The organism is Halobacillus sp. Nhm2S1, from assembly GCF_019599545.1.
Classification (GTDB): Bacteria; Bacillota; Bacilli; order Bacillales; family Halobacillaceae; genus Halobacillus.
In genome coordinates this window covers 367507-392473 of record NZ_JAIEZV010000002.1, presented here as the reverse complement: position 1 = coordinate 392473, position 24967 = coordinate 367507, and the positions used below count along the sequence as shown (strand labels likewise).

17 protein-coding genes and 2 riboswitches are annotated in these 24967 nt (G+C 41.7%); of the genes, 10 read left to right on the top strand and 7 right to left on the bottom strand.

From position 1 onward, the window contains the following. Nucleotides 1–368 precede the first annotated feature (368 nt). Nucleotides 369–2228 (top strand): zinc ribbon domain-containing protein, encoded by a 1860-nt coding sequence (locus K2225_RS08365; protein WP_220584332.1) that lies wholly within the window; start codon nucleotides 369–371, stop codon nucleotides 2226–2228. A gap of 158 nt (nucleotides 2229–2386) precedes the next feature. On the opposite strand, the gene K2225_RS08360 is transcribed toward K2225_RS08365, so the two are convergent. Further along, nucleotides 2387–3241 (bottom strand): hypothetical protein, encoded by an 855-nt coding sequence (locus tag K2225_RS08360; protein ID WP_220584331.1) that lies wholly within the window; start codon nucleotides 3239–3241, stop codon nucleotides 2387–2389. Nucleotides 3242–3737: 496 nt separating this feature from the next. Here K2225_RS08360 and K2225_RS08355 point away from each other — a divergent pair, with 496 nt between their 5' ends. Further along, on the top strand, nucleotides 3738–4850 hold the full coding sequence (locus K2225_RS08355) for a hypothetical protein (RefSeq protein WP_220584330.1): 1113 nt from the start codon (nucleotides 3738–3740) through the stop codon (nucleotides 4848–4850). A gap of 184 nt (nucleotides 4851–5034) precedes the next feature. Here K2225_RS08355 and K2225_RS08350 read toward each other — a convergent pair whose 3' ends face one another. The 5 genes from K2225_RS08350 to K2225_RS08330 form a co-directional block, all read right to left on the bottom strand. Further along, nucleotides 5035–6534: a sodium:solute symporter family protein gene (locus tag K2225_RS08350; protein ID WP_220584329.1), complete on the bottom strand. Its 1500-nt coding sequence runs from the start codon at nucleotides 6532–6534 to the stop codon at nucleotides 5035–5037. 95 nt (nucleotides 6535–6629) lie between these two features. After that, a complete protein-coding gene (locus tag K2225_RS08345) occupies nucleotides 6630–7052 on the bottom strand; it encodes a Zn-ribbon domain-containing OB-fold protein (RefSeq protein ID WP_220584328.1) in 423 nt (140 codons plus the stop codon). After that, entirely contained in the window at nucleotides 7049–8209 is a 1161-nt protein-coding gene (locus K2225_RS08340) for a thiolase family protein (RefSeq protein WP_220584327.1), read from the bottom strand. Before K2225_RS08340 ends, K2225_RS08345 begins: the two co-directional genes overlap by 4 nt. Beyond that, nucleotides 8209–10152, bottom strand: a complete 1944-nt coding sequence (locus tag K2225_RS08335) for an acetoacetate--CoA ligase (RefSeq protein WP_220584326.1) — start codon at nucleotides 10150–10152, stop codon at nucleotides 8209–8211. Before K2225_RS08335 ends, K2225_RS08340 begins: the two co-directional genes overlap by 1 nt. A 20-nt stretch (nucleotides 10153–10172) precedes the next feature. Next, entirely contained in the window at nucleotides 10173–11327 is a 1155-nt protein-coding gene (locus K2225_RS08330) for a thiolase family protein (RefSeq protein ID WP_220584325.1), read from the bottom strand. A gap of 71 nt (nucleotides 11328–11398) precedes the next feature. Next, nucleotides 11399–11506: riboswitch (SAM riboswitch) on the bottom strand. A 67-nt stretch (nucleotides 11507–11573) separates the two neighbouring features. Continuing rightward, a riboswitch (SAM riboswitch) is annotated at nucleotides 11574–11678 on the bottom strand. A 1508-nt stretch (nucleotides 11679–13186) separates the two neighbouring features. Here K2225_RS08330 and K2225_RS08325 point away from each other — a divergent pair. Next, nucleotides 13187–13894 (top strand): EAL domain-containing protein, encoded by a 708-nt coding sequence (locus K2225_RS08325; protein WP_220584324.1) that lies wholly within the window; start codon nucleotides 13187–13189, stop codon nucleotides 13892–13894. A 167-nt stretch (nucleotides 13895–14061) separates the two neighbouring features. Here the strand turns inward: K2225_RS08325 and K2225_RS20190 are convergent, their stop codons facing one another. After that, nucleotides 14062–15480, bottom strand: coding sequence for a cell wall-binding repeat-containing protein (locus tag K2225_RS20190; RefSeq protein ID WP_220584323.1), 1419 nt, complete (start codon nucleotides 15478–15480; stop codon nucleotides 14062–14064). A gap of 399 nt (nucleotides 15481–15879) precedes the next feature. On the opposite strand from K2225_RS20190, the gene K2225_RS08315 reads away from it, so the two are divergent. From K2225_RS08315 to K2225_RS08285, 7 genes are all read left to right on the top strand, one after another. Further along, the gene (locus K2225_RS08315) at nucleotides 15880–16098 is read left to right on the top strand and encodes a hypothetical protein (protein WP_220584322.1); all 219 of its coding nucleotides are present in this window, start codon (nucleotides 15880–15882) and stop codon (nucleotides 16096–16098) included. 366 nt (nucleotides 16099–16464) lie between these two features. Continuing rightward, on the top strand, nucleotides 16465–17244 hold the full coding sequence (locus tag K2225_RS08310) for a halocin C8 precursor-like protein (protein ID WP_220584321.1): 780 nt from the start codon (nucleotides 16465–16467) through the stop codon (nucleotides 17242–17244). A gap of 257 nt (nucleotides 17245–17501) precedes the next feature. Further along, complete coding sequence (locus tag K2225_RS08305) at nucleotides 17502–17681, top strand: hypothetical protein (RefSeq protein ID WP_220584320.1); 180 nt, start codon at nucleotides 17502–17504, stop codon at nucleotides 17679–17681. 832 nt (nucleotides 17682–18513) lie between these two features. Beyond that, nucleotides 18514–20148, top strand: coding sequence for a cell wall-binding repeat-containing protein (locus tag K2225_RS08300; protein ID WP_220584319.1), 1635 nt, complete (start codon nucleotides 18514–18516; stop codon nucleotides 20146–20148). A gap of 315 nt (nucleotides 20149–20463) precedes the next feature. Further along, a complete protein-coding gene (locus tag K2225_RS08295) occupies nucleotides 20464–21069 on the top strand; it encodes a pyroglutamyl-peptidase I (RefSeq protein WP_220584318.1) in 606 nt (201 codons plus the stop codon). A gap of 171 nt (nucleotides 21070–21240) precedes the next feature. Then, complete coding sequence (locus tag K2225_RS08290) at nucleotides 21241–21696, top strand: recombinase family protein (protein ID WP_220584317.1); 456 nt, start codon at nucleotides 21241–21243, stop codon at nucleotides 21694–21696. A 326-nt stretch (nucleotides 21697–22022) separates the two neighbouring features. Beyond that, complete coding sequence (locus K2225_RS08285; protein ID WP_220584316.1) at nucleotides 22023–24842, top strand: PQQ-binding-like beta-propeller repeat protein; 2820 nt, start codon at nucleotides 22023–22025, stop codon at nucleotides 24840–24842. Nucleotides 24843–24967 lie beyond the last annotated feature (125 nt).

Genomic DNA, 24967 nt, shown 5'->3' with positions numbered 1-24967 from the left:
AATGGCGCAAGGAAACAAAAAACTTTCGAATAAAAATGCAAAAATTCATGATCGTAAAGAAGAAAAACAGCCGCGGACAAAACGATAATAGGATAAAGGCTGGCACATGAGCGTAAAATTCATATTTTTAACCCTCAATAATGAGCACAAGAACCATACAACTTGTGCTCATTATTCCAGCATCACCTGTAATGTGATTACCTTTTTATCTTCCAGTCCATATAGGATTTTCCCCATTAAAGTAAAAATCGTTTTAAACCAAATAATGTAATTGTACAAATTAAATTATCGTATGATTATCCTCTCATTTTCATAGGATGCTTTGAAGGGTATGACCCGTCAAAATTCCTATGATCAAGGAGGTCTTTATGAATTATTGTAGAGAGTGTGGAAAAGAACTGGTCGAAGGTAATAAGTTTTGTTTAGAGTGCGGGCATCCTGTCGAGCCTGTATCTGATTCAACTTCTAAAAAATCATTCCCTCAATTTAGCAGTCCTAAGAAGAAACTTACAAAAAAACAGAAACTGTGGTGGGGCGTTGGCATCATTGGTTTTCTCTTTCTAGTCACAACATACATAATAGCATCCGATATGACTTCGAAACCCAAGCTTGTTCAAAAGTACGAAACAGCAGTCGGGCAGGATGATGCCAAGGCTCTGGCTGATCTGTTTATTTTTGAAGACTCTGCTGAGAAAGTAGATGAAGAGGGGACGCAGGCGTTTTTGGATTACCTTAAAGAATATCCTGAGGAAGCAGAAGCATTATTGGAGGAACTGCAAGGGCAGTTAGATAAGACTCAGTCGCGGGAAGATGAATTCTGGGATGAATGGCTGGATGAAGATCATTTCATCACCATCGTACAGGACGGGAAGTTCTTATTTTTTGACCGATATCGACTTGCCGTGGAGCCGGTCTATGTCACCCTACACACGGATTACAAAGGAACAAAAGTGAGCCATGGAGAAAAAGAGGTGTACACTGCTTCCGCAGACGATGAAGGACTGGAGTATGGACCGCTATTTCCCGGGATCTATCAATTTGCTGCTACTTATAAAAATCAAACCGCTGATTTGAATACTACGGAAAAAGTGGAGCTTTGGGGTCGTTACAGTAATGATGTGTACTTTCAAATGGAAGCAGACACGGTCACTTTTCTAACAGAATCCATGCCTGTTGATTCAGCCAAGCTGTATGTAAATGGACAGCTGGTAGACTTCGACCCTTTTTCAGGGGAACCGTATGGACCCGTCATGCTGGATGGTTCGTTAAACGTGGAAGTGGAGGCGGAATTTCCTTGGGGCGTAATGAAGTCAGACACGATTGCATTGGAAGAACAAAATGTTATGGTAACCTTCGAATTCACCGAGGAGATGGAAAGTGAAATCGCGGAAATAATAGGGGAATATTATCAATCCTACTTGAAATCCTTCGAGACCCTGGGAGAGCTCCCATTAAAACATGTAACCGCTGATTTTGGAGAAGATGTAAGGGATAGTTTTTCTGGATGGAATCAAGAAGGACATACGACCCAGCTCTGGGTGAAGAATTTGGAAATGTCGCGGGGAAATAAATATCTGATGGAGCGAGATAGTCAGTATTTCATCCAGGTAGATGTAAGGATGGAAGCTTTTGAAAGTCATTTTTTGACCGAGGACGGACCGGGGGATCCTGGATTTTATAATAACACCATAAGCTATAGCATGGTTTATGACGATGGTTGGAAAATCGATGATGAGGAATATTTCTCTATGGACTTTGAGGAGGACTTTAAGGAAACGGTTCCTATCATGGAAGACTCCGGAGTTTTTCAATTAGAGGTTTCTGTGGAAGAGATACCAGTGGAAGAACCCGTTCAAAATCTACAAGCCACGGATCCTGCCCAGTTTGTGATAGATTTTAGAAATGCTTATGCAGAGGCTTTGAATGCCGTGGATTTTTCGATCGCCGAAGATTATTTACTAGATGATAGTACCGCCTACCATGAATTGAAGGACTATATGGAAACAGAAGTGGAGGACACTTTTGACTTTAACTTCACCCTGAACAAACCATTGGATGTGGAAACTAAGTCTGATGGTGCAACGGTTTTAATGCATGAAAAGTTCATCTTTACTCATAATGGCGATGAGACTTATTATGATCGTGAGAAAGAATACACGCTCATAATAGATGAAGATGGAAACTATAAAATTGAGAAGATTGATATTTTAGAAACTGGACGAGATTAATAGAGGCGCTTAGCGTCTCTTTTTTTGTGTGAAATGTGACGGATAGAGAGTGTATTCTTCCTAATACGATATAAAAGAAGCGTGCGATCAAGATTTCCTAATCTTGATCGCACGCTTTTTCTATTAGCTTGAAGATAAACCTGTTCTTTTTCTATCCATTAAAAGGGCATGAACATATCGGTCATGCTGGCAATGACTTGGTTCACTACCACACGAAGAAGGATGAATAGAATTAAATAAGTAAGCATGGTATGGAGGAAAGGGTCCAGGCCAAGCTTTCTGTCATTATGCAACGAGTAAAGAGTAAATGGAATACTAGCTCCCAGTCCAAACAATATTAGCGCGTTTGTGAATGGAACCAAAGACACAAGACCAAGTAATAAGAGTAAACAAGTAACCGCTAGTAGGATCATTGGTATCGTCAGGAAGGTAACGAACCTGCCGGATACTTCCTTAAAGGATGGGGGTTGAGGATTCCTTATTTTTAGTAAAAAGAACATAGTGACACAGACGCTTGTGATGGCTAGGAGTGCTGTGATTAAGACTGGGAAAAATACGGCCATGAACGGGACATCAAAGCCGAAGCCAAAAAGGCCGAACATATCTGTTACTTTTTGAGTTGCAATATAAACCGCAAGTACAGAGAAAAGAAGGAATAATAAGAACGTATTCCTTGCTCTCGAAAAGTTATCATCAATTCCCTTTTGAAAAGCACTGGTGGGTTCTTTGCAAACCACTTTCAGATACTCGAAGTAACTTTTCACAGATTCAATAAAATTACCTTTCGTCTCCTGGATACTCCCTGTTCTGGTTACAGCCGGTAAAGCTGCGCCTCCTTGTCCAAATGGTTGAGGAGAAATTTGATTTGCTTCCGGCATGGCTGAAGCAGCATCGCTGCTATTGAAAGTTGTGCCCGGGTTAGCTTCGTTTTCCAGGGGTTCAAAAGCCCTGCCACAGTTCCCACAAAATTTTCCTCCTTGATAGGCTGCTTCACAGTTAGCACAGTGTTGCATAGCTACCACTCCTCTTTGAATATAAGTGCTGCTTATGTACCCCTCCTTTCGTTTGAAAACTAATCAAAGGCAATCATGTAATTATACTCATCTAATCTTGTGTTAATGTCCTAAAAATAAAAAATAAGAAGTGCTTAGTGTCCATAGTTTAGGGGCAGAGGTTTGAAATGGAGGTAACGAATCCTCTCCAGTTTACCTAATGCAAAATTACACCCCCTACAAATATATTGTTTGTAGGGGGGTATGGGAACGGTCATTGTTTGATAAGGTCCTGTTACAATTATATTTTTGGGATCAATCTTTTGTTGTTTAGCTCTTCATTGGATTGTAGTGACTTTTAATCCCGAACGTGCTTTTTTCGAAAATATTGGATACACAATCTACAAATGTATAGTATAATATTCCTGGTATATTCTTATTATGGTGAATTTGAATTAATTCAATATTCTAATCCAAGAGGGATATATAATCGCAGATTATATGAGGGGGTTATTAAGTGGATTCATTAATTTGGGTTTTGAGTTGGATTTTCCTTTTTGGATTTGTCTTTTTTTTAATAGCAGGTGTTGTATCTCTTATTAAAAAGAAAAGGAAGAAAGCTTTAAAGTTGTTTGGTATTAGTATTGGAAGCGTAGCTGGGATAATAGGATTGATCTTGATATCTATCCAGTTTTCCTCAGCAGAAAATCAATATGGAGAAGTTGCAGAAGGGACTGAACTTTCAGATCGTGGGGAAGAAGAGTCTGTAGAACTTGATAAGAACAGTTTTAATATATCACTAAAAACATCAGATTATAATGTAGAGGAAAATTCTTTCCACGTTGAATATGAAACAGGACTACCTGAGGGGACAGTAGTTGAAATCGCGCGTTTTTCAACTTCATTTCCTGATAGTTGGGGAGAACAATATGATCCATATTTTTCATATACACTGCGGCTAATTCCAGAGGAAAAGGAAACTACAGTAAAAGATGGTTTGATTACTTATACATATGAGAATGCTGACTTTAATGGTTTGCTATTGCCTAACTCAATTTTGTACACAACAATAAATATTAATTCTACAGGAGAAGTCAATTCATTCATAAAAGAGCAGATTGGCTCAGAAGATGAATTTAATCAAAAGTATTCTGAACTTATTAATACAATGGAAGAAAAAGGTCAAGACTTTTTTGCCTCGGAAAATGATGAGGGTTTAAAAGTTTACTTTTATGATAACTATGAAATTAAAGATGCTCACCCAATTGATGATATTTATGCACATTATAAAACAGAACAAATATCATACAAGGAGTTAGAAAAAAATCCTTCCAAATATGAAGGAACACCTCTGTCCTTTACAGGAGAAGTTCTTCAAATACAAACAGAAGAAGTAGATAATTCCACTTTTAGGTATTTGGATAATTATTCTGTTATTCGATTAGCTATTGATGGAGATTTAGATCAAGTGGTGTATGTAACTGTAGAAGATGCAGATGGAATGGAAGGAATAGTTAGTGAGGATACTATTACCGTGTATGGGGAAATGACTGGTTCAAAAACTTATGAGTCTGTGGCGGGTTATGAAATTACCATTCCTTCCATGGATGCAGTTCTATATGAGGAATAAGATTGGTTTTGTTGAACAAACAATTATACAAAGTAGAGTTTTGTAGAATTCTTTAGAGTTTTTAATTTAGCGTGGTAATAGCGTTTAAGCGACTATTACCACGCTTTTTTAGATTATATTTAGATATGAACATGTACACCACTAATAATCTTGATTTACACGTCAGGGACAGACACTTTCAAGGTTAACTAGATTTCTCCAACACCAACTTCTCTTCCATCGCTTTTGCAGTCAGTACACTCACTATGCCCATGATCACAAAGGCAGCAGCTGCACTAAAGAACATCGCAATAAAGATATTTCCAATTAAGTTAAGAGTCGTAAAGGTGACATACAAGGAAGCCCCGGTAACGACAGCTGCGATGGCTCCATAATGATTCGCCCTGTTCCAGAAATACCCGAGGGTGATTGGTGCGATGATTCCGGATATGATCGCAGAAAAGCTGAATTGGATCAGAAAGGCCAGGGACTCTGGTCGTTCTAAGGAGAAGTAGAGGGACAGGAGTCCGACGACAATCAGGGATCCTTTCGCAACTTTCAACGATTTATTGTCCAGTTCTTGCGCAGACATTTTCCTTGAAGTCAGGAATGGTGCGACAACACGGTACAAGTCGTTGCCGATACTTGTCGTGATTCCTAAGTACAGACTGTCCGTACTGGATAAAATCGCCGAGATGATTCCGACAATCATGATGGCTGCGATTACACTTGGGAAAGCCTCAATGACATAGGTTGGAATGGCCGCATCGGCACTTTGCAAGCTCGGGAAAAGTACGCGGGCAGCGAGTCCACCGAGGACCATCAGTGTAGAAATGATGCAGAGCACCAACCCTGCGGATAACGTGAATGGAGCCAGGTCTTCCTCTTTTTCAATAGACAGCACTTTGTTCAACAGGTGTGGCATCAGTACGAAACTGAATAGAAGGAACTGCACGGCCATGATAGCGAGCGCACTGTTATAAGGACCGCCGTCTGCAATAGCAGCGGTCAGGTTCGGGTCGATGCTATGCAGGCGATCGGTCAGCACACCGAAGACATTCCAACCTCCACCGATGGTCCAGAAAAAGGATACAACGATGAAGATTGAGGTGATCGCCATAAGGATGCCTTGGATGCCGTCCGTGATGATTTGCGCGAAGGCTCCGCCAAGACCGATGTAAAGAATCGTGATCGCCACACCGATGATGATGCCCCAGAAGTAGGGGATCCCGATGACGGTTTCAAAAATGGTCGCAAGTCCGACATTCTGCCCGACGATATAATAAACATTGAATAAGATTAGTAAAGAGACGATGGCTTGCAGGGCTTTTGAGTTATAACGTTTTCCAAGCCACTCCGGAAGTGTCGACACATGACCGAATTTTTTCCCGTAACGCCAGAACGTTTTGGCGAATAGAAGGAGTCCGACCCAGGAAACGCCAAAGCAGCCAAGGGTGTACCAGAGTACGGCGGTCCCGTGTTCGTAGGCGAGGCCTGGGACTCCGATGAAAAGGTTGGCACTGGCGTAAGAGGTGGCAAAACTTGCGCCGACAAGCCAGGGACTCACTTTTCCCCGGGCCGTAGCAAAGCCGGACATCGACTGGCTGTGAGCCCGCCCTTTTTTACCCACCCACGTCACAGCGGCAAAGTATACAGCTAATAAAAGGATGACGGTCCATAGTAATACACTGGAACTTGTAAGCATCGTTTATCGTTCTCCTTTCTTCGTCGTGTAAAAATTCTTCCATATGAATAGTCCGAGCAACCAGAATAAAGCAACAGCTATGAAATAAGTAAGGATCATATCGTTTCCTCCTGTTTTTTGAAGAATGGTAATGGGTGTGGTCCGATTTCACTGATTTCCATTTCCACTTTCATGTTATAAGTTAAGTCTGTTTCGTCTACCAACACATGCGTCAATAGAGAAGGTCCTTCCTCAAGGACGACCACGCCGACCACATAGGGCGTATGTTCCTGCCAGGCTGGATGTCCGGCCCGGTGGATCACACTCCACGTTTTCAACCTGCCTCGTCCGGACGCTTTTTTCCATGTTAACGAATCATGAAAACAATGGGGACAATGTTCGCGAGGGTAGAAGACCCATTGCTCACATCTGTCACATTGTTGAAGGCTGAGGTGTCCTGCTTGGATGCCTTCCCAAAAAGGCTGACTAACGGGTGTAATCGTGGGACTTGGTAAAGAAATGTTTGGGTGTTGGCTCATTGTTCTCCTCCTAACACAAGGGCCGTTGTTTCACTTAAGGTGGCTCCGTTCCCTGTCACGAGTGCTTTTTTAGCATTAGGGATTTGTCGGTTTCCAGCTTCGCCTCTTAATTGATGGACAGCTTCTACGACATGCGACATGCCGCCTGCCAAATCCGCTTGACCAAAGCCTAGCTGGCCGCCATGCGTGTTCAATGGATAATCTCCGTCATGACCGAAGCTATGGTTTTTGACAAACTCTCCGAACTCACCTGGCTTACATAGACCTGCACTTTCAAGGGTTGTTGCAACGACACTTGTATAACAGTCATACAGGGAGAAAAGGTCAATGTCTTCCACGTTTGTCCGCGCTTGTTCAAGCGCTCTCGGGATGGAGTAATTGAATGGAAGAGCGTCTATACTTGGCGCCTGGCTGACCGCCCGGTGGGTGATCTTTTCACCAGCTCCTTTTAAATAGACTGGTTTATGCTTCCCTTCGGCAGCTTTTTCCGCAGATGTGACGACGACAGCTGCTCCACCGGCAACAGGCATGACGATTTCCAGCAGGTGAAGCGGATCGGCAATCATAGGAGAGGCGAGGATACCTTCGACTTCAACGGGTTTATTATAAAAAATCGCGTCCGGGTTCAACTGGGCATTCTTTCTGGCCCAATAAGCGATCCTTGCAAAGTCCTCCTGGGTGGATCCGTGCTCTTCCATGTGCTGTCTCTTTAAGAGGGCATAGGAAGTATTCGCTCCCGATGCCCCGAAAGGCACATCAAATTCGCGGATTGGATTACGGTTTGGAGACCTTAGTGTTTCGCCTTTTTCATTTTTGTTGGCTAAGACACAGACGACGGTTTCGCACATGCCTGCCTGGATGGCTGCGGCTGCTCTCCAGATCATCCCCGGCCCGGTCGCTCCGCCGAGATCCACCGTGTTGGACATGGTGGGATCGATTCCTAGATACTCAGAAACCGTCGCCGGCACATGCTGCGGGGTTTCCCCGACTTGTGGTCCGACGAGCAGACCGTCGATATCTTCCTTTGAGATGCCGGCATCCTGGATGGCGAGACGGACGGATTCGGCAATTAAACTTAAGGTGGTTTTTCCTTCTGAATAACGGACGGGCTTCAGCTCACCAATTCCGGTGATCGCCCCTTGAATTTGGCTGGCCATTACACGAACTCCCTTTCTGAAAGCTGACGAAATGCTTGTAAGCTGGATGGATTACGTAAGGACGCTTCGTTTTTTACTTCTTCTCCTAAAGCGGCTGTTTTCGCTGCTCCTTCGACTCTTTTTCCATTGATGGTATGAGGAATTTCTTCCACTTGATAAATCCGCTTCGGTACATGACGGGGAGAAGCTTTCACCTTGATTTGCGAGCGTATTTCTTTTGCCGAATCTTCTGTAAGGTTTTCCGTCACCACACAAAGGATGATTTCTTCGTCGTTATCTTTCGGTAATCCGAAAACGACGCTGTCTTTGACTTCTTTGATATGATCGACGACACCGTAAATTTCTGCCGTACCAATCCGGACGCCACCTGGATTCAATGTCGTATCGGCACGTCCATAAATGATGAACGATTGGTCAATGGTCTGTTCCGCTAAGTCCCCATGTGTCCAGATCCCTGGTCGTTTGGAAAAATAGCTCTTCCGGTAACGTTCCTCTCCACCTTCACCGAAAAAGGTGAGCGGCATGCTTGGGAATGGCTTCGTACAAACAAGGTCGCCCTTTTCTTCGTAAACAGATGCTCCTCGCTCATCCAATACATCCACCGCCATTCCTAAAGCTTTACATGCGATTTCACCTTGCTTCAGTGGATGAACGGGTGATCCCATCACAAAACAGCCGATGATTTCCGTTCCGCCGGAAATGGAAGCAAGGAAGAGGTCCTGTTTGATTGTTTGATAGATCCAGTTGTATTGCTCTGGTGCTAGGGGAGCCCCGCAGGATAGTAGACTTTTCAAAGAGTCAAGCGAGTGACTGCTTTTCAGATCGACACCTGCTTTCATCAATGTATCTAGGTACTTAGGACTTGTGCCGAAATGGGTGATGCCAACTTCATCGGCAATGTCCCACAAATGGGTGAGGGAATCCTGCCTTACAGGGGAGCCGTCATACAACAGGATGGCCGCTTCACTGGCTAACCCTGAAACGAGCCATGGGTACATCATCCAGGCGGTATTGGTGTACCAGAACAACACATCATTTTGCTGGACATCGCAATGCAACTGGTGCTCTTTCACATGTTGCAGGAGGGTCCCACCGACTGAATGGACAATCGCTTTCGGCAGTCCCGTTGTTCCCGATGTATATAAAATATATAAGGGATGGTTAAAAGGGACGTGTTCGAACGCTGGCTCTTTTGCTTCATTATGGCAAAGCTCGTTCCAGGAAAGAGATTCTATTCCTTCGATATCCGTTTCTCCTCCGAAAGTGACAAGCGCGGATAGTCCTTCCAGATGTTCCGTCGTCTGCTTGATTTTGTCCTCGATTTGGAATGGTTTTTGCTTATATTGATAAGACAGTGTAGCAATCAATACTTTCGGTTTCACCTGACCAATACGGTCGACGATTCCTTTCGTCCCGAAGTCAGGGGAGCAGGATGTCCAGGTCGCCCCGAGTGAGGTCGTAGCAAGCAAGGCGACCAACCCCTGGATATCGTTCGTTGTGACCCCGGCGACACAATCGCCTTTTTGTACACCTAACTGTTTTAAACCTTCCTGTGCTTTGGCAACGGATGTCCTTAGCTCTTCTAAAGTAATGCTTCGGTGAACGCCTTCCTCATTCGCTTCATAGGCAACGGTCCGATCAAGAGAACCGCGCAGCAGGTTTTCGGCGAAATTCAATCGTGCTTCCGGAAACCATGTACTATCCGGCATCGAAGATCCAGGGATAAACACACGGTCTCCCTTTTCTCCGATAATTCCTGCATAATCCCATACGGCTGACCAAAACTCTGAAATGTGGGAAATGGACCAGCGATGGAACCGTTCATATGGAAAAAGCGGCTGACCGGTATTTTCAGCAAAAGCTTTAATATGCGATTGTTCTATTCGTTCGCTCAATGGCTCCCATAGATATGGGGAACGTTGAGCTGTAATCGTTGTATTCATTGGATTTGTCTCCTTTCTGGTTACGAATGTGGAACTTCAATCAACAGGGCCATTCCCTGTCCGCCACCGCCGCAAAGGGAAGCGATGCCTTTCCCACCGCCACGCCTTTTCAGTTCATGGGCAAGGGTCAAAACGAGTCGGAAGCCTGTGCCACCGAGCGGGTGCCCAAGAGCAATCGCGCCTCCGTTCACATTGACCCGGTCATAATCGATGCCAAGGTCGCGGCAGCTCGCAATCACGACACTGGCAAACGCTTCATTGATTTCAAAAAGATTGATATCGTCAGTGGTCAACTGGTGTCTGTCTAATAGTTCTTGGATCGCTTGCGAAGGTTTCGTTTGTAAGCTCGGATCGGGTCCGGCGATCTCTGACCAATCGATGATTTCTGCGAGCGGTTCCTGTCCGAGTGATTCTGCTTTCTCTTTCGTGGTAACGATCCCAACGCTCGCCCCGTCCGTCATTTGAGAAGCATTGCCTGCGGTAATCGTGCCTTCGTTGGAGAAGGCGGGGGAGAGGCTGGATAACTTTTCGACTGTCGTTCCTTTGCGGATACCTTCATCTTCTTCAAGCAAATCTGAAAAGGGAGCGATCTCTGGCTGTAGCCATCCTTTTTCTTGAGCCTTAGCTGCTCTTTGCTGGGAAAGGGCAGCGTACTCATCCTGCTCTTCTCGACTGATTTCGAAGGAGCGGTTTTTCTCATCGGTAAGAGCTCCCATCGATACATCCGTTAAAGCGCACCACAAACCATCGTTCAGTAACGTGTCTTGGAGAATACTATGACCGAGTCCTGAAGAAGCCCGTACAGGAGCGGTATGAGGAGCGTTCGTCATCGAGTCGAATCCACCGACGATGTATAATTCTCCCTCGTTCAATTGCAGCCTTCGGGAAGCATCTGCAATCGTAGCGATTCCACCCAAACAAACATTGTTCAATGTTATGCCGGGTGTGCTGATATCCACCCCCGCCTTATAAGCAACTTGCCGGGCAGGGTTTTGGCCGCCCCCAGCCTGAATCACTTGGGCAAGCAGCACACCATCTGCCTGTTTAGCTATCGGATTTCTCTCAAGTAAAGCGTGTAGCGCGTGCGCTCCAAGTTCTGCTGCGGATTTCTTTTTCAAAGCTCCTTTCCACTTGCCGAACGGTGTACGGATGCCATCTAAAAGTACGGTACTCATCTATGTAGCCACTCCTTTTTGTAAAATAGAAAGAGCCCTCTTCACGAAAATAAGAAGAAGGCTCTTAGCTCTTCTTATCTTCCAGGATCATCTCCTGCAGGAATTAGCACCTTTTCAAGCAATTGCTTGATGGTTGCCGGGCGTCAACGGGCCAGTCCCTCTGCCTCTCTGGATAAGAAATAAGTATTCAATTGGAAAATATAAAACCTCTCTATCAATGATAGAGAGGCTAGAGATTATGTAAATCTCTTATCTTCCTGAGCGTTCACTCAGTAGGATTTGGCACCATGCTATGAATATAGCGGTTGCCGGGTTTCACAGGGCCAGTCCCTCCACCTCTCTGGATAAGATGTTCTTTCGTTATTTGGTTAAGTGCCATGTTAGCAAGGGAAAGGGGAGGTGTCAATGCATTTTAGTGAAAAGTTTGAAAATTAATTTTATTTAGGTGTGGTAGAAATGTTAATGTTCCCCGGCTATTAAAGAATCAATGGTCTTTCCATAATCTTTCACTTCGGGTTGCGTTTTTAGTAAGTGATTAACCAAATTATGAGTCATTTTTGAGTTTTTCAGTATAATCCATAAAAAAACGACACTAAGCCATATTGACTACTTGGTGGTGTTTAATCTGTTCTTACTTAATGATTTCACTTTGCATTCTGTTAAGGCTGACTATAGAACAGTAAAGTTTTAGACACCTATTCCTCCAGAATCTCACCCTCCACATTTTCACTGACAACTGCCGTGCCACCAAGAATAGTGAAGTAAAGGTTTCGTTCTGCTTAACAAAAATCATCCTTCACTACAGGCGAAAGGTAATTGGAAGAAGTCAACAATAATGGTTTACCATTCGTGTAAGCTGCCCCTGCAAGGGCGTCTGAAAAATCCCCTCCAGTCGCAATATTCACAAATGTTTGTTCTAGTCTATATTGCTTGCAGCTACGGGTTAAATAGACGCAACTTACGAAATCAACGATTGATGTATTAGGTGCCAAGCATTTCACGATCCTTGGCGTTACGGGGGCAATTCACAAGAACGTCGAAAACTCCCTTTTGGAATTAGGATTGGACGTCTAAAGAATTTCAGGTCTGACCGGTACCAAACTGCAACGACTAAAGCCGTAGTGCTTACCCCTTAGTGATGTAACTGTGGTCGCGTACGGTAGAAACTCTGGGTGCCCAATGAGTTTTTTCCTGATTAAAAGCAGGCAAGCGGTGCCCCTGCAAGCGCATCAGGAAAATCGACTCCTATTTCCAGTGTGATATGATCACTTGTCCACCCACCAAAGAGGCGAACGGCAATCGCTGCCGCTGTATTGATGCCCGGGGGCGGTCTGTATCAAAGGTTAATTATTAAACTTCATCTTGCATTTTGATTCAACTCGAACATTTCCCAGCTTTTATATGGATTTTCATTCGTCTTAACTTGAACCTGCCCTGCACGGGAACCACTATCTATTCTGATAGCTATGATGAAATCATTATCAACTTTGTTATCGAAAATGACTTTTTAGATAACTCTCAGTATTTATTTGATGGGCATAAGTTGGGATCACGTTATGTCTTAAATGCAGGTGTCGAGGATGGTATGGGATGGGAAGCCCACAAACTTAGTCATTTTTATCATTTCACAAAAGCCATGGATCAAGTTTAAATAATAGAAGGTGCGGGTTATTCCCGCACCTTCTATTATTTCACCGACGTAAATTCCGAACAGAAATATTCTTGACATCATTTTAAACATTCTTTACTAAGCACGAGATCACAATGGACGGCTTGTGTCGAATAATAAAAATAGAAAGTTCGTTCTTTATAACGTAGCATTTAAGGTGAATGCCATTACTCTTGAAGGGAGATAGAAAATGGAAATAAAAACGGATTATTCGGGTGTTGAGATTATACCGTTGTATCAACCAATTATTGATGTGAAAGAAAAAAGGATAGTGGGTTTTGAAGCAACAACAAAAGGGAGAATCGAGAGCACAAACGAAGAGGTGAGCTACGATAAATTAAAAGAATGCAACATTGATAACTTGGATTTTCATGCGAGGGATATAGCGGTTAATGAATTTGAGTTATACGAAGATTACAAGTTGTTCGTTAATATAACGCCGAAAGAGTTAGTTAATCCCCTTTTTTATGAGGACATAGACATTACACGATTAGTTTTAGAAATAACTGAGGACTCCACTTATCCCGAAGAGGAAGAATGGCGAATCCTTCAACGGATTGATAGGTTGAAAGAGGTAGGGCTAGATATTGCTGTTGATGATTTAGGTAAACAGAACTCTAATATAGACACTATAAGTACATTCAAGCCTCGTATCATTAAAATGGATATGGGTGCTAAAAATAAGGAGCCAGCTATAGCGAAAGGATATCTCATGCAAAATGAGTATGAAGTGGTTATAGAAGGAATCGAAGATGAAGAAGAATATAAAGAATGGTTGAATGCTGGATGTCGCTATATGCAGGGATTTTATTTTGCAAAGCCTATGGAGTATAAACAATTGATAAGTGGAATAGCTACTAGGAAATTATTAAATCATATCAAAAGTATTATTGAATAATCATTTTATATGAGTCATACAACTTGGCATAAAAAGACCGGTTACAAAAAATGGTTATAAAATGGATGAAGTTGTGAAATTTTCATCAGAATAAATTTTTTAATCATACCAAAACCCCCTAAGGGTAATTTTTTTAATGACTACTTAGGGGGTATTTTAATGGATTTCTATTCAAATAGCCTGAGAATCTCATCCTCCACATTTTCACTGACAGCTGCCGTGCCACCAAAAATAGTGAAATAGAAGGTTTCATTCTTTACGAAATAATCTTTCGCCTCAGCGGAAAGGTAATCAGAAGGAGTCAACAATAGCGGTTCGCCATACGTATAAGCTGCTCCAGCAAGGGCGTCTGCAAAATCCGCTCCAGTTGCTATATTCACAAACGTTGGTTCCAGTTCAAAATGCTCAGCGATTGCAACCGATGTGCTGTATCTATTTTTTCCTGAAATTCGCTCTGGATTTGGAAGTTGAGAGAAAACCTTTTGCTCGACAACCCCGGAGCCTCCTACAACGTAGGTGAAGTCGTAATCGTTGACGGCCTGTTTTGTCGATTCTGGAAGTTTACTTTTTTCTGTCAAAAGGATCGGCATCATGTTGTTTGCGGCTACGGGGGCGATGGAAAGGGCGTCAGGGAAGTTTCTTCCGTAAGCGACCACGGCTCCATCACTAGGTGGAAGCACATCAGCAATGGCCGTTGCGGTTTCGTAACGGTCAGATCCTGAAATTCTTTCAACATCCAGTCCTGATTTCACCAGGGCGTTTTCTACGTCTTTGGAAATAGCCCCCGTGCCACCAAGGATTGTGACAGACTTGGCATCTAATACATCAATCGTTGATTTTGTAATCTGTGGAAGAGCGTTTTTTCTCGTCAAAAGAATAGGAGCATCATAGTAGAAAGCGAGGGGTGCACCTGCAAGCGCATCCGGAAAATCTGCTCCTGTGGCAAGGATGATATGGTCACTTGGATATCCACCACTTCGACGTACAGCGATGGCTGCTGCTGTATGATAGCGGTCTTCTCCTGCTATACGGTCAATCAAAGGTTCATCATCGAAAACATGTGGGCTCAACATATACGTTTCCCCATTATTCAGGTTAGCTAAATCAGAAGCCTCAAAATAATAGACACCCGGGTCCAGAAAAAATCCGCCCCCGTATCCATATTCATCGCTACCTTCAAAATAGCTATCCATTTCTTTACCAGTGGAGTCATAAACATTTACATTCAGCTGCATATTTGTTTCATCTTCATATATAGAGGATAGAGTCACAGATAAATCCACTTCCTCATTCCCATTGATTTCGATCTTGTAATAATCCTTATCATCCTTCGAGAGTTTCCCAGTGGCGTAATCCTCAGTTGTAATCTGATTGGCCTGAGCCATTGTGTTATTAGGCTCTTCCTCTTCAAATTCTCCCGATTCATTATAACCAAGCAAATTCACTTCCTGAGCGTTAGGAATCTGCTTTTGTTTTTTGAAATCTTCCAAGCTCTTAAAAGGTGTTTCGCTTGTGGCAAGAGCAGGAGTGGTGAATAAAGTAGACGTTAATAGAGCAGCAACTGTAAAACCAACAAATTTTTTCACTCGTTTCATTTTCCCCTTTACTTATAGCTTCCTTAGGACTTAAGCAACAGTGTAACCGCTGATTCTAACGGGTTCATCACCTTCCATTCGAGTTCACTAAAAGGATTATAAACCAGTCCTCGAGGTAAAGCTATCTATTTTTTATGACAAATATCGACTTGTTGGTTTATGCGTTTCATAGATTTAAAGAGTCGCATAATGAGTTAGGATCATCTCTGTTGATGCTCTCCAGAGCCTTTGATTGTCGGGATGAGAAGCAGGATTTTGGGAGAAAGATGTAGTAAATAGTATATACAGGATTGTGTGATTCCTGGTTTCCTCAAGTTTTCACTGTTTTATTGATTGGAAGGCTTTGTTAGATGAGTGTGCAAAAGACTAATACGTTGAGGGGGCATACAAATGGCAGAAGTATCTTCAATGAAGCAGGCCGTAGATGCATTATTACAAAAGGGGTTATCCAAACGGGAGATTTTAACGAATGTAGATAACAGCCATTTCCCGTTTGAGGATCAGGAAATTGTGATGACCTTTATCGATCTACAAATTGAATGTTCCTCTGATGAAGAATTTAATAAGTTAGTCGCGTATTTATATGGGTTTAGTTCAAATCTATCATAGTTAGGTTCATTTTTTATTTAAAATAGGGTGATTTTCACAATGAGATATTTAATGAAAGAGCATGGCAACAACGAAATGTATGTTGCCATGCTTTTTTTAATAGAATCTTAAGTCTCATTAATTAAGAATAGAGTGAGCATGCTTCCTTGTGAATGAAAACTCAAACCTACCACGATAAACCAATATTTGATAATAAATTACATATTTTGGTTTAAGTGATTTTCCAGGGGGTAAAAGGAACCTGAACGAAAGGAGGAGGGAGATATGGACTGGACAATAGTGTTGATCACATTTTTTATTATTTTCTTTGGGACTTTGGCCTTGTTGAGGATTCGTAACAAAAAGAAAAATTAGGAGGAATGAAATGTGAAAGAAAGCTTTTTTAAGCCCGTCTCGTTTGTAGTATTGGTGTTAGCATTGATCGTGTCGAGTATGAGTTTTTCCACCCCAGTTCTTGCCCACGGAGATTATGTTGTGAAGGATGATTTCGAATCTAATGTTGATCGTAAAGAGTTTAACAAGATTAGGAACGATTTAAAACATACGACCGCTTATAAAAAATATAAAAAAGTATCGATGATCAACGCTATATCTCCGGAAAATATCATAATAACCAAAGTGGACAGCGGGGACTATGCTTATATCGAATTCATTTTCGATAAAAAGAAAGCGGAAAAAAGCAGTCACTTGGTGTACGCACAGTTTACTTATGATCTGAATAAGAAAGAAGTGGTCTCAGATCAGGGGATGTATGCAGAATCATTAGATACAGATGGAAGCTTTAATATGAAAGTGATGTTCAGCATAGGTGGTCAAGAAGTCGAACTTTATAATCTGGATGTGGACAAAGAGGGAATGCTGACTGACATAGATGGAATAGAGGTGGCCCAGGAGAAGGTCATCGAGGATGCAGGTGTTAAGATTAAAGAATTGATTGATGGTCAAGGAAGTGCATCATTTTCCAGCCTGGGAGTTTGTGAATACACGCTTGCTGCTCTTTGCGGGGCAGGTGGGAGCGCGGGATGTTACGCCATTGCGGTCGGACTAGGAATAACCTCTGGAGTAGGTGGTTTCGCTCTGGCAACTGTGTGTGGAATGATTGGGAGTATAGGGTGCACGGCAGCTACAGATGTGATCTGTGGTTAAGTATTGAAATGCTGTGCATCTGACAACAAATGTATTTGCAAATTTATGGAGGGCGTAATATTGATTCTGTAGATGTTACGCTTTTTTCCTTTTGCATGAATGATTTCATTTCGTGCAGGTAAGTGGCTTTACACTTGGCACCAGCGATCATACATCATCTTATGTCCTTCTTTTTTTAGTACAATGGCACGCATCCACACGTTTCCTGTAACCATTCGTATTGTAAAAGGGAAGCCAATACGATGGGGGAGATCCATATGGGGGATCTGGTTCCGTTTCGACGGACAGGTAATAAAAAGGTTGACGATGCTATTCTGAAATTCCTAATGCATGTCGAAAAAATGAATAAAGGGAAATCACATGCAGAAATCAACTATCACTACAATGAGGCGTTGTATGCCTTGGAAGAAGCACGAAATAAAAGAGAAGAAGGATAAGTGGGGGAAGCGAAGCTGATGTAACGCTTTTCCTGCCTAGGCCCGTCTATGATTATTGTTGATTGGATACAAAACAAGGCTTCCACATTCAGGGAAGCCTTGTTTTGTATGATTTTTTATTAAAAACATAAGCACCAGTTTGATGAAGTTCCGATTTATAAATCATTTAACCTAGTTGCTGCCGTTCGATTAGCCTTTCTTAACTTGTTTAGTGGACCGAACTTGTTTCATACGCCTGCGCTCTTCTCGGGATATGAGGTTGTGAATCCCTCTGCCTATTAAAAGACCGAGGTAGGCGGAAGCGAACGAAAGGGGGAAATATAAATAATACATATAAAAAATCATAGGGAACATGAAAGAATAAAAAAGCAGAACGCCTGCGTTGATCAGAGATATCCATCTTTTTTGAAGTCTGGGATAGAAAAGTCGAATCAATAATCCCAGGTAGACAGACAGAAAGAATAGGGCAAAGATATGTAGGATGGGAGTGATGTCAACGATAGTGGGCCTCCTTAATAAGAAATGTTGCACGCTCCATTCTTGAACGAAACTCAAGTTTACATGGCAAGTCTTATAGGCCAAGCGTATCATATATGCAAGCATTTAGGATGAATCCCACAGAAACATCAACCATCATCTTCAACACCACCCTGGCTTCTTACCATTTGAACCGTCAGGAATTCCTTTTAATCTGGTACATATGTATGATGCATTGGTATCGGATCAAGAGAATTTTGCAGGAATAAATAAGAAAAGGTCTAATTATATAAAGAAGTGTTCTTTATTGGATTTCGGTCGTGTTTGTTAAAGAACACACAAAGGAGGGGACATGTTGGACCATAAAGTTATTGGGAGGAACAAAGTCCGGTTCGTTGCCATTCTGTCACTCGTTTTCATGATGTTAGCCCCGTCGTTTGCTTTTGCAGAGGAAACGGACGATTCGACTAAGGATTGGAACTATGTCGCGCTTGGAGACTCGTTAGCTTATGGTATTCAATTCGATAATACGGCAGGTTTAGGTTATCCTGATTTCATTGCGGAGGATTTAGAGAATATCTATCGTTTGGGTTCATTTACGAAAGAATACGCTGTGCCGGGTTTAACGTCTGAAGGCTTGTTGACACAACTGCAAAATGATACGGAGACGCAGGCTGCTGTTAGTGACGCAGACCTCATTACTTTAAGTGTCGGTGCCAATGACTTTCTTGAAATTCTAAGAAATAACCCTGAGGATTTGCAGGACCCTGAAGTTGTGAAAGCTAAGCTTGAAGACGTAAGGGACAATTACATTGGAATCATGGGTGCGATTCGTACCTTGAATCCTGATGCGAAGGTTTTTGTGATGGGGTATTACAACCCTTTCTATGCTTACCCTGCCGAGCAGCAGGCAACTTTTATTCAGTTGATGAATTCATTGAACCAGGTCATTGAGACCATTGCTACACAATCTGGGAGTGGTTACGTCCCGACATTCGACGCCATCGCTGAGAATTATCAGAAATACCTCCCGAATCCACAGAACGTCCACCCTGGACAAGAAGGGTATATGAGGATTGCGGAAGAATTCTGGCAAGCGCTTAAGCCGATCATTCCGATATCTTCTGAACGAATCGCAGGCATGGATCGTTATGAAACCGCAGTGAAGATTTCCACCCATGGATGGGATACAGCAGATACGGTCATCATTGCCCGTGGAGACGACTTCCCTGACGCGCTTGCTGGAGCACCGCTTGCCTATAAGTTGGATGCACCGATTTTACTAACAGGTTCTAAGCTTCCTTCCTTGGTGAAAGAAGAGATTGAAAGATTGGGAGCGAAGAAGGCTGTGATTTTAGGAGGAGAAGGGGCAGTAGATACGTATGTGGAAGACGAGTTGAAAGGCATGGGGCTTGAAGCGGAGCGGATTGGCGGAAAAGACCGTTTTGAAACAGCCGCCTACATTGCAGCTGTTCTAGATGGAGAGCCGGAGAAAGCAGTTGTAGCAAACGGCTTAAACTTCCCGGATGCTTTATCAATCGCTTCTCATGCAGCGGAAAAGGGTTATCCCATTCTATTAACCCGTCCAAATGAACTTCCTGAAGTTACTGAGACATCCTTATCCGACTTTCAATCAAGTATAGTCGTTGGTGGAAGCAGTGTTGTGTCCGATGGAGTTCTTAATCAACTACCCGAAGCTGGCCGCTATAGTGGGAAAAACCGTTACGAAACATCTGCAGAGGTTGCAACTATGCTCAATCCGGCTGACAAAGCGTTCATTGCCACTGGTGCTGACTTTGCTGATGCTCTTACAGGTTCCGTCCTTGCAGCGAAAACGAATAGCACGTTCCTGCTTGTCCCTCCTACTAGAGTGGATGAATCCATAGCTGAAGCAGCGGATATGCTCGGTGTGCGTCACTTTACCTTGTTAGGTGGTACGGGAGCCATTGATGAGACGGTTTCTGAGGAGTTGCTTGAACAAGTAAAATAAAGTGGCAGAGAAAACAAGCACATCAGAGTGACCTATTCTTAAAGTGCCGGGTGAAAATTTCACAATAAAACTAAATAGAACAAAAGCAGCGTAACATCAACATCTAATTATTTGTGTTACGCTGCTTTTTTGCTTGATATTATTCTATTAGTTATCGTTTTGAGGAGTAATTGCTGTCATTATGCTGATATTCGGTGTTTTAATTAGCTAGAGAAGGTTTAATAGAATACTTTCCGGGTGAAAAATCCTAAGTAGTAAAGCATTAAGACAATACAAACCATAGAGAGAAAACTTAAGGGAAAGGAGAAAGATTCAATGAAGAAACTCTTACTCACAGGCTTTGAGCCATTCCTCGACTTCCCGATCAACCCAACAACCCACATCGTGGAGGAATTGAAAGGCAAAGAGATGAATGGATATCAGATAGAAGGAAGGATCCTTCCCGTAGATTACAACAAGTCAGGGCAAGAAATTTTAGAACATATCCAAGATGTCGAACCAGATGCTGTCATCTCGCTTGGTCTTGCTGCCGGCCGTTACAAAATTACACCAGAGCGAATTTCCATCAATTGTAATGAAAGTAATGAGAAGGATAACGAAGGGAACACACCTGATGGGGACCGGATCCAGGAAGAGGGACCGGATGGATTGTTTTCTACACTGCCAATTAAGAGGTTTGTTGAAGACCTACAATTAAAAGGGTATCCAGCTGAGGTATCCAATACCGCCGGGACTTATCTGTGTAACCATGTGATGTATCAAGCGCTCTATCATTTCCATGAGAACAATCTAGAAGTTCCATCAGGTTTTGTCCATATTCCAGCTTCCCATGATTTGGCGGTTCAGCATGGGAAACTGCCAAGCTGGTCTCAAAAAGACTTAACGGGTGCCGTCAAACATATCATTCAATTGCTTCCTTAGGTAAAGGGGGAATCCTGACCAAAATCTTTTTCTAAGCCCCATAAATCTATTACGTAGTGAATAGGTGATCAGTGAACGAGGCCATACTAGCATATGAATCCAGATGATTGGATGCATATGCTTTTTTTGTCTTTCATTTTAAAACGATCACGCTTAATAGGATGTGGGCAATTGATGAAAAATGTTTTCTGTTATTACAGGAAGTCTATAAATTTTGGAAACTCATGGACTCCAGTTGAGCGCATTATCTATCAGGATAAAATGTTGTTTGATTACTGTTCATCCAATAATATAAATGTCCTCAAAAGGTTCAGTGATTTAGGGTATTTAGGTGCACCATTTCAACGTCCTGAATTGCTGCAAATTAGAAAAATAATAGAAAAACCTAATAATAGAGCGGACTTACTCTTGTTTTATAGTATTGCCGGATTGAGGACGGAGATGAAATCGAATGCGGAACTGCTTTTAGAAGTGGTGGAGGTCTTAGGAGATGTACACTTTTTTAGAGAAGGGTTGAAGCTTGATTATATGAGATTCGAGATGTATTTGAAAGGTGCTATAAACATTGATTTACCTGGTTATGAGGAGACTACAGCTCCTATGCTGGGTAAGAGGGAAGAAGCTTGATAAAACTTTTCACCTTTAATATTCCTTATAATGGAAGTAATAACTAGACTGAGTAAATGAGGAAACCCCTAACCTGTCCGGAGGCAGAATGTTTTTAGCATTTTTTCAGCTTGCTTTATATTTTGCAAATAAAACTGATAAAGGCAGGAAATAGACAAAAAATGATTGGTGAAATTTAGTTATTTAGTTTTAATACTATATCGTAAACATACCTGATAAAAAGTTCAGTTTATGTGACATGTTTTGTAGAAAGTATTTACTTCCGGGTATGAAAGACCTACGATTATTGAGTAATTACTTAATAGAATAAGGAGTGGTTAGGGAAGATGAAGTACACAAGAACTTGTATTACTTTTATGCTCTGCTCGCTTTTATTGCTTTTTGTAAGTGAAAGTGTATTAGCTAAGGAAGGAAAAGTGGGCTCATCATTTATTAAGGGAAATCAATCCATGGAATTATCGACGCTTGAAGAAGGTGAATTCTTGAACATGTTGTCAGGGAATGTAAATCCTGATCATCCAGTTAGTCGTGAAGAGTATATTAAGGTCTTAGTGAAATCTAGCCATATCCCCCTTTCTTTGGAGAAAGAATCGAGTTTCAAAGATTTAATGTATAGTTACAGTCTCCCCTATATTAATACCGCTGTTAAGAAGAAGTTCCTAATTCCCGAAGAATTTAACTTCAAATTTCAACCCCAGAAACCTATCACGAAGATCGAATCAGCAATCATGATTGCACGCTTGCTTGATATCGATAGTCCAACAGAAGAATTGCCGTTTAAGGATGAAAAAAAATTCAAAGAGCATCGCTCACTGGTTAAAGCGGCTTTTGATGCTGGATATGTGGAAGTACATAGTAACGGAAAGTTCCTACCGAACAAACCACTTACTTACCGCGAACTTAATGCACAGGTAGGAAAGCTTAAGGAAGACTTGAAGAATGAGATGGATGAGGCAATTGCTGACGTCACATATCTTGATACTGTAAAAAAGGTACCCGATATTTTCTTGTACAACCTAATCCAAATAACACCAAAAGGAGATATTCAGTTAAGGAATGATCAAGATCTAGAAAACTATCAGGAGGGAGACATACTAATAATTCCTCCATTAGATAATTTTATGGAAGGTCTCTCCTTAAAAGTTTCTAGTGTGGAAGAAAAAGAGGATTATTTAATTATTAAAACAAAAGATCCTAGCTTCAATGAGATTTTTTCTGAAGTTGGTCTAGATTTTACAAAGGCGGTTACACCAGAGGATATTGTAATTGAAGAGGGGATAGAGATGGAAGCCATCCCTATTTCAGAAGAAGAACAAACACTCTCAGTACAATCCATAAGTTCGGAAGAGCAATTATCAATCACAGGATATAGATATCTTTTCAAATTTGATAAATCACTTATGGAATACGAGGACGATAATGAATTAGCTTCTTTAAGATTAGAGGGAGAATTCTCTATGGAAGGCCCAACGCTAACAGTTAAAAGTGTGTATGAAAATTTCTTATTAAAAGAAGGATCTGTGTCTCTATCAGCAAATCAAAAGTCTAATTTAAACTTGAGAGGAGATATAGCAACAGATTATGAAAATCGAATTAAATTGGCTAAGATTAAATTCCCTGTAAAAAACGCTTTTTCTGCTGAGGTGGTCCTAAGCATGAGAATCACCGCAAGTGGAAAGGGGTATCTAGAGGTTGGAATGGAAGAAAATGCAGAAATTAATACGGGTGTAAAAATTACCGGGCATGTGACTAACGCTGGGCTAATAAAATATGAGAAAAATGTACAAAAACCCAGAGGAACACTAAATGCTGAAATAAAACCTGTTAAATATAGTTTTACAGGTACAGCAACTGCAGGGCCAACGCTCGATTTTAATGTCAAATATAATCAATTGAACATGATTAGCTCTGAGAATGCTGTTGGTGTAATAGGAAAGGTGGATAAAAATGAGAACGAGGCCCTATGCTTAAGTACTGGGAAATATATTACCTCTGATATTGTTTGGAAATTCATTACTTATGAAAAGTTCCCTATTTGGGATCTATCTACGGAATGGAACGAACCTATTTGTTCTAATGCTGACGAGTCGGAACAACCAGAAGATCCTTTAAAACCGGAACTGATTTGGACGAAGCAACATATTGGTGTGCCCTATAAAGTTCAGATTGGACCTGATGGGAATTTATATTACGCTCAGTCAGGCGGTAGGATCTTATCTCTAAATCCAGATGGAGAAGTAAGGTGGGAACGTTCCTACGCCATCCCTCGTGATTATCTTATTACTCGAGAAGGTGAGTTCTTTATAAGTAATATTTCTGGAGTGATGGCTTATGATTTGAATAATAACCCTTTATGGTCTACACCATTAACCTTTGGATCTGGAAAAGTAAAGGGGGGATTAGCCATCATGGAAAATCTCCTAATCGTAGCTGTTTCATCTAGTTATCAGGATAATAAAGGTGCCTCTGTTTACGCTGTAACAAAAGAAGGACGTGTTGTATGGGAAGCAAACCTTTTGTCAGAGGGGGCATATGTGTCTATATCCAATATTGAAGTAAGTAACGGTCACGTATATATAGTTGCAGATGGCAGTTTGTTTAAAATAAACTCTCAAGGTGAAGTGGAAGTTCTTTTGAAGAATCATTATTTAAGAGGGAAGCCAGTCATAGGCGACGATGGAACGGTTTATGTACTATCCTCTGTACGTAGTAGACTTTATGCTGTATCCCCTAATCCTAAGAATTTGGACAAAGAGGGGGTATTGTGGAGTGTATCTACTGACTACCTTTTTTCCAATGGTTCTGAACCTAGAATTTCACCTAATGGAAAGATATATATCAATGGGGCTGACAAAATTACAGTCGTTAATCCAATTTCTCAACAAATAGAAGCTTCTTATGGTGTAGAGTATCGCACGTATCCTGTCACCTTTGATGATGTTGGTAATACTTACGTGGTTTCAAATAATTCAATGACCGGAATTTCTAGTATTGTTGTTTTTGATGAGGAACATAATAGGTTATCTTCTTATATTGGTAATGGAGTAAGTGAAAAACTTGGTGGTCCATTGACTCTAGGAGGTGATGGAGTGGTTTATTCTCCTGGAAGACACCTTTTCGCTCTAAGGTTTCACAATATCAATTAATAATACACCGAAAAAAATAATGCTGCTCTTTTAATTGAGCAGCATTATTTTTAAGTTTTTTGTAAGAATTTATATCTTGTTCTTTAAATGTAAAACCACCTGCCTCCAGACAGGTGGTTTTATAA

Excerpts from the sequence above, each read along its gene's own strand:
- K2225_RS08325 (WP_220584324.1), top strand. The coding sequence starts at position 13,187 with ATGGAAATAAAAACGGATTATTCGGGTGTTGAGATTATACCGTTGTAT.
- K2225_RS08285 (WP_220584316.1), top strand. The coding sequence starts at position 22,023 with ATGAAGTACACAAGAACTTGTATTACTTTTATGCTCTGCTCGCTTTTA.
- K2225_RS08335 (WP_220584326.1), bottom strand. The coding sequence starts at position 10,152 with ATGAATACAACGATTACAGCTCAACGTTCCCCATATCTATGGGAGCCA.
- K2225_RS08365 (WP_220584332.1), top strand. The coding sequence starts at position 369 with ATGAATTATTGTAGAGAGTGTGGAAAAGAACTGGTCGAAGGTAATAAG.
- K2225_RS08305 (WP_220584320.1), top strand. The coding sequence starts at position 17,502 with ATGGGGGATCTGGTTCCGTTTCGACGGACAGGTAATAAAAAGGTTGAC.
- K2225_RS08350 (WP_220584329.1), bottom strand. The coding sequence starts at position 6,534 with ATGCTTACAAGTTCCAGTGTATTACTATGGACCGTCATCCTTTTATTA.
- K2225_RS08295 (WP_220584318.1), top strand. The coding sequence starts at position 20,464 with ATGAAGAAACTCTTACTCACAGGCTTTGAGCCATTCCTCGACTTCCCG.
- K2225_RS08330 (WP_220584325.1), bottom strand. The coding sequence starts at position 11,327 with ATGAGTACCGTACTTTTAGATGGCATCCGTACACCGTTCGGCAAGTGG.
- K2225_RS08345 (WP_220584328.1), bottom strand. The coding sequence starts at position 7,052 with ATGAGCCAACACCCAAACATTTCTTTACCAAGTCCCACGATTACACCC.
- K2225_RS08360 (WP_220584331.1), bottom strand. The coding sequence starts at position 3,241 with ATGCAACACTGTGCTAACTGTGAAGCAGCCTATCAAGGAGGAAAATTT.
- K2225_RS08340 (WP_220584327.1), bottom strand. The coding sequence starts at position 8,209 with ATGGCCAGCCAAATTCAAGGGGCGATCACCGGAATTGGTGAGCTGAAG.
- K2225_RS08315 (WP_220584322.1), top strand. The coding sequence starts at position 15,880 with ATGGCAGAAGTATCTTCAATGAAGCAGGCCGTAGATGCATTATTACAA.